This is a genomic window from Streptomyces sp. MI02-7b (genome assembly GCF_033793585.1).
GTDB lineage: Bacteria > Actinomycetota > Actinomycetes > Streptomycetales > Streptomycetaceae > Actinacidiphila.
Map to the genome: position 1 here is coordinate 95,859 of NZ_JARAWX010000029.1, position 10,296 is coordinate 106,154.

At 69.0% G+C, this 10,296-nt stretch carries 9 protein-coding genes and 1 pseudogene; 3 read left to right on the forward strand and 7 right to left on the reverse strand.

What is annotated here, in order from left to right; genetic code table 11:
- Positions 1-40: 40 nt before the first annotated feature.
- A complete protein-coding gene (locus tag PV364_RS34610) occupies positions 41-526 on the reverse strand; it encodes a hypothetical protein (RefSeq protein ID WP_319664651.1) in 486 nt (161 codons plus the stop codon).
- Between the two features lie 165 nt (positions 527-691).
- Positions 692-1,798, reverse strand: a complete 1,107-nt coding sequence (gene proB, locus PV364_RS34615; RefSeq protein WP_319664668.1) for a glutamate 5-kinase — start codon at positions 1,796-1,798, stop codon at positions 692-694.
- Between the two features lie 687 nt (positions 1,799-2,485).
- Between proB and PV364_RS34620 the strand changes: the two genes are divergently transcribed.
- Genes PV364_RS34620 through PV364_RS34630 form a run of 3 tightly spaced genes read left to right on the forward strand, consistent with a single transcriptional unit; the run spans position 2,486 to position 5,991 of the window.
- A complete protein-coding gene (locus PV364_RS34620; RefSeq protein ID WP_319664652.1) occupies positions 2,486-4,201 on the forward strand; it encodes a CDP-glycerol glycerophosphotransferase family protein in 1,716 nt (571 codons plus the stop codon).
- Positions 4,202-4,204: 3 nt separating this feature from the next.
- Positions 4,205-4,921 carry an IspD/TarI family cytidylyltransferase gene (locus PV364_RS34625; protein WP_319664653.1) on the forward strand — a complete coding sequence of 239 codons (717 nt, stop codon included), beginning with the start codon at positions 4,205-4,207 and terminating at the stop codon, positions 4,919-4,921.
- The gene (locus tag PV364_RS34630; RefSeq protein ID WP_319664654.1) at positions 4,918-5,991 is read left to right on the forward strand and encodes an NAD-dependent epimerase/dehydratase family protein; all 1,074 of its coding nucleotides are present in this window, start codon (positions 4,918-4,920) and stop codon (positions 5,989-5,991) included. Before PV364_RS34625 ends, PV364_RS34630 begins: the two co-directional genes overlap by 4 nt.
- Before the next feature lie 163 nt (positions 5,992-6,154).
- Here the strand turns inward: PV364_RS34630 and PV364_RS34635 are convergent, their stop codons facing one another.
- From PV364_RS34635 to PV364_RS34655, 5 genes and pseudogenes are all read right to left on the reverse strand, one after another.
- Positions 6,155-6,973 (reverse strand): acyltransferase, encoded by an 819-nt coding sequence (locus tag PV364_RS34635; protein ID WP_319664655.1) that lies wholly within the window; start codon positions 6,971-6,973, stop codon positions 6,155-6,157.
- 465 nt (positions 6,974-7,438) lie between these two features.
- Positions 7,439-8,872, reverse strand: coding sequence for a GTPase ObgE (obgE, locus tag PV364_RS34640; RefSeq protein ID WP_319664656.1), 1,434 nt, complete (start codon positions 8,870-8,872; stop codon positions 7,439-7,441).
- 123 nt (positions 8,873-8,995) lie between these two features.
- The gene (rpmA, locus tag PV364_RS34645; RefSeq protein WP_319664657.1) at positions 8,996-9,250 is read right to left on the reverse strand and encodes a 50S ribosomal protein L27; all 255 of its coding nucleotides are present in this window, start codon (positions 9,248-9,250) and stop codon (positions 8,996-8,998) included.
- A 14-nt stretch (positions 9,251-9,264) separates the two neighbouring features.
- A complete protein-coding gene (rplU, locus tag PV364_RS34650) occupies positions 9,265-9,585 on the reverse strand; it encodes a 50S ribosomal protein L21 (RefSeq protein WP_319664658.1) in 321 nt (106 codons plus the stop codon).
- Positions 9,586-9,819: 234 nt separating this feature from the next.
- Positions 9,820-10,296, reverse strand: a pseudogene (locus PV364_RS34655) (ribonuclease E/G); the annotation flags it as partial.

Consider the following 10,296-nt stretch of genomic DNA (forward strand, 5'->3'; position numbering starts at 1 on the left):
CCCTGGGGGGTGTCTTTCCAGCCGGTGAGACCCGGACGGTTCAGTACGGGTGCACGCCGACGGGCGCGGCGGGCGGCGGCCCGTAGCCCTCGGCGATGCGCTGGTGGTAGGTGTCGCGGTCGACGACCTCCAGGCCGACCGTCTCCCAGGGCGGCAGCTTCGCGGACGCCCGGTGCTCGCCCCACAGCCGCAGGGCCATGGCGGCGGCGTCGTGCAGGTCGCGGGCCTCCTCCCAGTACCGGATCTCGGCGTGGTCGGCCGCGTACCGGCTGGTCAGCAGGAAGGGGTGGTCGTTCGCCAGCTGCTCCAGGCCGCGCCGCACCTCCGCCAGCGGGGCCTCGGGGCCGGAGACGCTGAGCGTGACGTGCCACAGCCGGGACACGGGGCGCTCCTGCGGCGTCGACGGTGAGGGGACCTGCTGCGACGGCGCGTGGGTTCGCGGTACGCCCTCGTCGGCCGCCACGCTCACCAGTGTCCGCTCCGCCGTCCCGCGGGACGACGATGCCCCTGGGCGCCCTCGTCTCACCGGCGGCCTCCCTGTCGTCACCTGTCGTCCCTGTGGGTTCAGTGGGTCTCAGTGGGTCTCAGTGGTCCTGGCGGTCCCCGTCGAGTTCCTTCTCCGCAATCAAAGTTGAGCAGTCGGCGGGCGGCCGCGGGGCCGTTTTCACGAAGTAACCACGAAGGGGGCTGCCTACGGGTGCAGGAGTACGAGGTCGTCCCGGTGCACGACCTCCCGCTCGTAGGCGGGACCGAGCTCGCGGGCCAGCTCGCGGGTGGAGCGGCCGAGCAGCCGGGGCAGTTCCCTGGCGTCGAAGTTCACCAGTCCGCGCGCCACGGCACGCCCCGAGGCGTCGCGCAGCTCGACCGGGTCGCCGGCCGAGAACTCGCCCTCGACGGCCGCGATACCGGCCGGCAGCAGCGAGGTGCGGCGCTTGACGACGGCCTGGACGGCGCCGTCGTCGAGGATGAGCGCGCCGAGCGGGGTGGAGGCGTGGGCGAGCCACAGCAGGCGGTCGGCGGAGCGCTTGCCGGTGGGGTGGAAGAGGGTCCCGGTCGGCCGCCCGGCGAGGGCGTCGGCGGCCTGCGAGGCGGAGGTGAGCACGACGGGCATCCCGGCCCCGGCGGCGATCCGCGCGGCCTCGACCTTGGTCACCATGCCGCCGGTGCCGACGCCGGCCTTGCCGGCGCTGCCGATGGACACGCCGTCCAGGTCCCGCGGGCCGTGCACCTCGGCGATGCGGGAGGTGCCGGGGGTGCTCGGGTCGCCGTCGTAGAGCCCCTCGACGTCGGAGAGCAGCACCAGCAGGTCGGCCCGGACGAGGTGGGCGACCAGGGCCGCCAGGCGGTCGTTGTCGCCGAAGCGGATCTCGTCCGTGGCCACCGTGTCGTTCTCGTTGACGACGGGCACCGCGCCCATGGCGAGCAGCTGGTCCAGGGTGCGGTACGCGTTGCGGTAGTGCGCCCGGCGGCTCATGTCGTCGGAGGTGAGCAGCACCTGCCCGACGCGGACCCCGTAGCGGGCGAAGGAGGCGGTGTACCGGGCGACCAGCAGGCCCTGGCCCACGCTGGCGGCGGCCTGCTGCCGGGCGAGGTCCCGCGGGCGCCGGTCCAGGCCCAGGGGCGCCAGCCCGGCGGCGATGGCGCCGGAGGAGACCAGCACGATCTCCTTCTCCGCGCTGCCGAGACTCTTGGCGAGGACGTCGACGAGGGCGTCGACCCGGTCGGCGTCCAGTCCGCCCTCGGCGGTGGTCAGCGACGAGGAACCCACCTTGACGACGATCCTGCGGGCCTCGCGCACGGCCTGGCTTGCCCCTGCCACTTCGCTGCCCGTCTCCTCGCGCCGGTCGGGTTGCACACTCGCGTCCACGTGCCGAATCTACGGGAAGTCGGCGTGCCCACCGCGCATGCGTCCAGCACACGGACTGCTCTCGTCCGCTCGGTACCTCCCGCGCTCCACCGGACTCCCCGCAGCGCTGCCGGAGCCCAATGTCGCGCCGTGCCCGCGGAGTTGCTCCGCGGGGCCCGGCGGCGACTGCCGGGAGGCCGGAGGGGGCCCGGCGTCCTGCGCCGGTGGCACGAGCCGGAGGGGGCGCCACCGGGCGAGGACCCGCAATCGCTCCCGCGTCCATGGCGCTCCGCTCGCCATTCGCCCCGGCACTCCGGTGATGACACCCGCCGCCGGCTCCACGGCCCGCGCCCGCCCCGGCGAAACCGGGTTTATCGCTACAGCCGGGCTGTCGGAGTACTATTCGGGCATTAGCCTGTGGAACGCAGCCGCTTCAAGCGGCGCCGGAGAGTCAGAAAGCCCCGCGAGGCCTTCGACGGTGTTGCTCAACCCCTCGCTCCGGGGCCGGTGGCGCTCGTCACGACTTAGGGGAGCCCTGAGTCAGTAGGCTATGCTCCCATGGTCGCCCTACCCGGCGCACGCATGCCTCACGGCCGTCGCGCGGGTCTCATGATTGCGCGACGGTTCACGGACGGAAGGATGACGATGGCACGTTGCTTGATAGCGGCGATTTCGTGGGAGCGCATACACCTTTCTCTCACCGCGGTCGTCTCTGGCTTCACTGGAGATCCTAGTGCTCTCCGTTTCCTGATTGTGGACGGTGAGCGAGAGTTCCCGGTGAATTCTCGGCAAACAGGCGCCGAACAGCATCGCCTGGAGATCAACGTCACCAACTTCCAGGACCGCCGCCAGGTACCCAACGGCACCTGGCGGATCGTTCCCGTGATCGGTGAGGAACGACTGCCGGCCGCCGGCTTCGACCTCAAGGCCACGGATCGCCTTGACGTGGACTCCCGCACCTTCCTCTACGACCGCAACCGCTCCGCGTACGTGATCGCGTTCGGGCTCTCGGACGACGACGAGAACCCCGAGTTCCTGATGCGGACGTACCAGCTGTTCCGCAGCGCCGGGCCGAGCGCCAACAAGGACGCCCCGAAGGCACCGCTTCGCAAGCGACTCGGGCTGCGGGTCCTGCCGCGCGCCCGGCGCCGCAAGCTCGCCAATCAGGTCTATTCCCTCTCGCGCCGCCTGAACCCCCCGCGTGGCAACCGGATCCTGTTCGCCTCCGAAATGCGCACCGGCCTCGGCGGCAACCTGGCGCGCGTTCACGACCGGATGATCGAGCGGGGCCTGGACAAGAAGTACTCGTTCCGCCACTCCTTCCGGGTTCCCAGCACCGCGAACAAGTGGAGCACGCTGCGCCTGATCTACCTGCTCGCGACGTCGGACACCGTCCTGATGGACGACTACTTCGGGCTCCTCGCGCAGCTGGGCATTTCCCCGAAGACCAAAATCATCCAGCTCTGGCACGCCGGAAGCGGGTTCAAGTCGGTCGGCTACAGCCGGTTCGGACGTTATGGCTCCCCGAAGCTGACCAACGCCCACCGCAAGTACACCTACGTGATCACCGGATCCAAGCACCTTGTGCCGGTGTACGCCGAAGCATTCGGCATCGAGGAATCGGCGGTCGTGCCGACCGGGCTGCCGCGAATAGACACGTTCCTCGACAAGGACCACTCCCGCAAGGTCGTCGAGGATTTCTTCGTCGCCAACCCGAAGCTCAAGGGCAAGAAGATCGTGCTGTTCGCGCCGACCTTCCGCGGGAAGAGCATCGGCGACGCTCATTATGATTACGACCGCATCGACTTCGCGAAGCTGCACGAGGTCTGCGGGGACAAATTCGTCGTGCTCTTCCGCATGCACCACTTCATTCCGGGCTCCGTACCGATTCCCGCGGAATACTCCGACCGGCTGCTGGACTTCGCGTCGTTCCCGGACACCAATGACCTGCTGCAGGTCACCGACGTGCTCGTCACCGACTACTCGTCCATCATCTACGAGTACACGCTGCTCGACAGGCCGATCCTGTTCTACGCGTACGACAAGGACACCTATTCGGTGATCCGCGGATTCCACCGCGACTACGACTCCGTCGCGCCCGGCAAGATCTGCGTGACCTTCGACGATCTGCTCAAGGCCCTGCAGGACGAGGACTACGACCTCTCGAAGGTCGAGCAGTTCCGGCAGGAGAACTTCGACTACGTCGACACCAACTCGGCGGACCGGGTGATCGACTGGCTGGTGATCGGCGATCGCGCCACCGGGGACGAGGGCGGGGACCACCGGTGGCTCGATCTGACCCCGGACGACACGGCAGTGGGCGACCAGCCACTCAGTGACCAATCGGAGGCATGAGCTGTGAACGTTGCGTTGCTTTTCGCCGGCGGCATCGGGTCGAGGATGAACTCCCGTGCCCTCCCCAAGCAGTTCCTGGAGATCCACGGCAAGCCGATCATCATCCACACCCTCGAGCACTTCGAGGCGCACCCCGACATCGACGCCATCGCCATCGCCATCCTTCCCGAGTACCGCCCGCACATGATGAAGCTGCTCAAGCGGTACGAGATCGAGAAGGTCCGGTGGGTCATCGACGGCGGCAAGACCGGTCAGGAGTCACGCCACAGCGCTCTCAAGGCGGTCGCCGCGGACTGCCCCGAGGACACCGTGGTGCTGATTCACGACGGTGTGCGGCCGCTGATCGACGCGAAGCTGATCACCGCCAACATCGAGACCGTCAAGGAGCACGGCTCCGCCATCACCTGCACGAAGTTCAACGAGACCGTGGTATCGAGCGAGAACGAGCACATCGACGATGTGATCCCGCGCGACCACATCTACGCCGCGCAGGCCCCGCAGAGCTTCCGGCTCGGCCAGATCCTCGGGCTGTACGACCGGGCGGTCGCCGAGGGCGAGCACGACACCATCGACTCGTGCTCCCTCATGCACCGGTACGGTCAGAAGCTCTACCGGGTGGTCGGCCCCCGCTCGAACATAAAGATCACGACGGCCGAGGACTTCTACCTCTGCCGGACCTTCTTCGAGATCATCGAGAACCAGCAGATCGTAGGTACGTGACTCCAGTGACCACCGTCTCCAGTTCGGTCGTGGCGCACGACCTCGACGAGATCCTCGACCGCGACCTGCCGTGGAACGAGCTGTCCGGCTGCACCGTGCTCGTCACCGGCGCGAGCGGCATGCTGCCCTCCTACGCCGTCTACACCCTGCTCGCGCTGAACGACAGGCTCGGGCTGGGCATCACCGTGCACGGTCTGGTGCGGAACGAGGAGAAGGCCAGGCGCCTGCTCGCGGACGTGCTCGACCGCCCCGACTTCCACCTCGTCGTCCAGGACGTGTCGACCCCGCTCGAACTGTCCGGCCCCGTCGACTACGTGATCCACGGGGCGAGCGCCGCACGGCCCGCCCTGCACGGCAGCCAGCCGGTCGCGACGATCCAGGCCAACCTCCTGGGCGCCTTCCATCTGCTCGACCTGTGCGTGGCGAAGGCCAGCCGCGGTTTCGTGCTGATGTCCTCTGCCGAGGTGTACGGAGCCCAGCCTCCGGAGACCGAGCTCATCGACGAGCAGAGTTACGGCGGTTTCGACATCCTCAACCCGCGCGCCTGCTACGCCGAGGGCAAGCGCGCCGCGGAGACGATCTGCGCGAGCTACCAGGCTCAGCACGGCATCGACTGCCGTGTCGTCAGGTTCGGGCACATCTACGGGCCCGGGATGGGGCTCGACGACGGGCGGGTGCAGGCCGACTTCGCGGCGAACGTGGTGGCCGGCAAGGACATCGTGCTCAACAGCGACGGTTCGGGCGTGCGCACCTACACGTACGTGGCCGACGCCATCGCCGGGATGTTCTACGCGCTGCTCCGCGGTGACCAGACGGCCTACAACGTCGCGGATCCGGCCGGGCTGGTCTCCATCCGGCGCCTGGCGGAACTGTTCACCGAGGTCCGGCCGGACCGTGGACTCCAGTTGCGGTTCAGCAACGAGTCCGACGCGCGGTCCTACAGCCTGACCAAGAAGCAGGGACTGGACAGCGCGCGGCTGGCGGCCCTCGGCTGGAGCCCGGTGGTCGACCTGCCGGTCGGGCTGGACCGCATGGTGACGCATCTGGAGTCGACGGTCGGGACGCTCTAGCGAACTCCGCACCCACCGGGCTGGGAACGAGAACCGCCCGGCAGCAGATCGCCTCGGCACGAACCTTCGTTCGTGCCGAGGCGATCTGCTGCCGGGCCGATGTCATGCGGCATCCGGAAACCCGGTGCCGGTCGGCCGCCGCGACCGGCGGCCGACGGTCGCGTCAGACCTTTCGCGACGGGAGCAGTTTGCGGGCCAGTCGCCGTACCGGTGCCGGCAGACGTCGGGCCAATCGCCGCTGCGGCGCCTCGGTCCGCGGCCGCACCACCGGCTTCTCCGGGACCGCCGTCTCATCGGTGAGGTTCCAGTACTTCGGGGATTTCTCGCCCTTGCGCGGATACTGCTCGTTCGGGCGGCGCGGCACGACCTCGGGACGCTCCCAGGCGATGTCCTTCCGCACCACGCGCGCCGGTGCCCCGACCGCGATGCAGTTGTTCGGAATGGACGAGGTGACGATGCTGCGGAAGCCGATCACCGAGCCGTTGCCGATGGTGACACCGCCCATCACGACCGCGTGCTTCGCGATCCAGACGTGTTCGCCCACGACAATCGACTGGGACGGGTTCATGCGCTTCTCGGTGCGCACGTCGAAAATCGGGTGGGTGTCGTCGCCGCGCACCTCGATGTTCTTCGCGAACATCACGTCGTCACCGATCGACACCGACACGCCTTCGACCGCGGAGATGAAGGTGCGGCCGGCGCAGCCCACGTTCTCGCCGATCCAGATCCGGGACTCGTGTCCGCAGCGCAACTCGAAGCGGAGACCCGCGCGCTTCTTGGTGGTCGAACCTATTTCGATCCGCCCGTTGTCTCCCGAGAAGGTGACGAGCAGGTCCCTGATGTCGGCGTCGGCGCTGATGACAAGTGTGTTGTTCGATCCCTTGAACCGGATATCGATCTTGTCTTCGCGTATCTCGCCGTCGTAGACGATCTCATTTCCCTGATCGTCCTTGTAACGCTCGAGCTTGTGCAGTTGCAGCATCGTATCTGAGGGTATGCGCTCGACCGGGTCAGGGTCGGACCAGCCCCTCACACCTCCGTTCCGGCCTGCGTGTTTCCGCTTAAGCTATCAGATGACTCTATCTCTGAGCAGTCGCCTGAACGACCTGGTTTCCGATCACGACATCGGCTCCGGGATCGAAAGCATTTAGCGCCATATGGCTCGGGTCCAACGTGGTCCAAGCGTTTTGTCCACGGGAGTTGGTGAAGCGGGTCCCGGTGAAGGATCTCGAAAAGAGTGAGAACTTCTGACGCAGTATGGATTGCGGCATTGCGCGACCCGACGGAAAGTCCCTTGTACCCCGTCACGGCAAAACGATGCACCCTGATCCGGGATCCGTGCCCTCGATCGGCCTGTCCGCGTACTCGGCGACTCCGCAAAGTTCTCCGCCGAGTACGCGGACCGCTGTCAGCGCGGTCAGCGCTGTCAGCCGGCTCTGGAACGGCTCTAGAACGGCTCGAAGCCGTGGTACTCGCGCTCCGCCTCGTCCCGTTCCGCATTGCGGTCGTGGCGCCGCTGCGCGGCCGGCCGCGGTGCGTCGAAGCGGTGGTCCTCGCCGCGGCGGCCGAGCATCTCGGCCCCGGCGGCCATGGTGGGCTCCCAGTCGAAGACGACCGCGTCCTCGGTGCTGCCGATGACGACCTCGTCGCCCTGGCGGGCACCGGCCTTGACGAGCTGCTCCTCGACCCCGAGGCGGGCGAGCCGGTCGGCGAGGTAGCCGACGGCCTCGTCGTTGGAGAAGTCGGTCTGGCGCACCCAGCGTTCGGGCTTCTCGCCCAGGACCCGGTAGAAGCCGTCCTCGGCGACGACGGTGAAGCCGGCGTCGTCCACGGCCTTGGGCCGGATGACGACGCGGGTGGCCTCCTCGACCGGCTTGGCCGCCCGTGCCTCGGCGACGATGCCGGCAAGGGCGTACGACAGCTCCCGCAGGCCCTTGTGGGCGACGGCGGAGACCTCGAAGACCTGGTAGCCGCGGGACTCCAGCTCGGGGCGGACCATGTCGGCCAGGTCCTGACCGTCGGGGACGTCCACCTTGTTGAGCACGACGACCCGCGGCCGGTCGCCCAGACCGCCGTATGCCTTGAGCTCCTCCTCGATCGTGTCGAGGTCGGAGACCGGGTCGCGCTCGGACTCCAGCGTGGCGGTGTCCAGGACGTGGACGAGGACGCTGCAGCGCTCGACGTGCCGCAGGAACTCCAGCCCCAGGCCGCGGCCCTGGCTCGCACCGGGGATCAGGCCGGGGACGTCCGCGATGGTGTAGACGGTGGATCCGGCCGTGACCACGCCCAGGTTGGGCACGAGGGTGGTGAACGGGTAGTCCGCGATCTTCGGCTTGGCGGCCGACAGGACGGAGATGAGCGAGGACTTGCCCGCGCTCGGGTAGCCGACCAGCGCCACGTCGGCGACGGTCTTGAGCTCCAGGACGATGTCCTGGTTCCTGCCCGGCTCGCCCAGCAGCGCGAAGCCGGGCGCCTTGCGGCGGGCGGAGGCCAGCGCCGCGTTGCCGAGGCCGCCGCGGCCGCCCTGGCCGGCGACGAAGGTGGTGCCGTGGCCGACGAGGTCGGCGAGCACATTGCCCTGCTTGTCCAGGACGACGGTACCGTTCGGCACCGGCAGGATCAGGTCCGTGCCGTCCTTGCCGGAGCGGTTGCCGCCCTCGCCGGGCTTGCCGTTGGTCGCCTTGCGATGGGGGCTGTGGTGGTAGTCGATGAGCGTGGTGACCGCCTGGTCGACGACCAGCATCACGTCACCGCCCCGCCCGCCGTTGCCACCGTCGGGGCCGCCCAGCGGTTTGAATTTCTCCCGGTGCACGGAGGCGCAGCCATGGCCCCCGTTACCCGCGGCGACGTGCAGCTCGACGCGGTCCACGAAGGTTGTCATGCCGTCTTCCTCCTCAACGTGCTGTTATGTGCTGATACCAGTGGTGCAACGCGCCGAGGGCGGACCTGCTTCCCGCCCGGGAAGCAGCGTCCGCCCTCGGTGATGTCGTACGCGTGCGATCGCTCAGGCGACCGGGACGACGTTCACGACCTTGCGACCACGGCTGGTGCCGAACTCGACCGCACCGGCGGCGAGGGCGAACAGCGTGTCGTCCTTGCCACGGCCGACGCCCGCGCCGGGGTGGAAGTGCGTGCCGCGCTGGCGGATGATGATCTCACCGGCGTTCACGACCTGGCCGCCGAAGCGCTTGACGCCGAGCCGCTGGGCATTGGAGTCGCGACCGTTCCGAGTGGACGATGCGCCCTTCTTGTGTGCCATCTCTCTTCAGTCCCTTACTTCGCAGCGGCGGGGATGCCGGTGATCTTCAGCGCCGTGTACTGCTGGCGGTGACCCTGACGACGGCGGTAGCCGGTCTTGTTCTTGTACCGCAGGATGTCGATCTTCTGGCCCTTGTGGTGGTCCACGATCTCGGCCTGGACCTTGATCCCGGCCAGAACCCACGGGTCGCTGGTGACGGCCTCGCCGTCGACCACGAGCAGGGTCGAGAGCTCGACCGCGTCGCCCACCTTGCCCGTGGAAATCTTGTCAACCTCAACGATGTCGCCGACGGCCACCTTGTGCTGGCGGCCACCGCTGCGCACGATTGCGTACACGCGGAACTCACTCTCTCGCTCGGATCGTCACTCCTGACGCCAGCCGTCCCTGCGGAGCGTGGGGGGCCTCTCCCGGCCGGAGCCGGGAGGGAGGTGCTCAGGAATGGGCGCTAAAACGCCGAAGGTCAAGGTTACGGGGCGCCCCCGATGGGGTCAAACCGGGATGCGCATCGCGGGGGACGCGCCGCGGGCCGCCCCCCCGGTGGGGGACGGCCCGCGTGCGGTGACCCTGGGTCAGGACGCCTCGGTGGGCGCCTCGGCCGTGGCCTTGGCGGCGGTCTTCTTCGCCGCCGTCTTCTTGGCCGCGGTCTTCTTCGCGACCGTCTTCTTCGCGGCGGCCTTCTTGGCCGGGGCCTTCTTGGCCGCGGTCTTGCGCGGGGCCCGCTTCTTGGGCTCCGCCTCGGCCGCGTCCTCCGCCGGTTCCGCGGTCGCGTCCGCCGGCTGCGCGTCGGTGGCCGGGATGACCACCACAGCGGCCTCGGCGTCGGCGCTGGGCGGCCCGGAGGGGGCGGACACCTTGCGCGTGGCACGGCGGCGCGGCGCGGGCGGCGCGACCTCGGCGGTCTCCGCGACGGGCTCCGGCTCGGCGGCGGGGGCCTGCTCGGCGACCGGCTCGGCGGCGGCCGGGACGACCACCGTCTCCGCCTCGCCGGCCGGGGCGCTGGGCGCACTGACCTTGCGGGTCGCCCGGCGCCGGGTACGGGCCGGGGG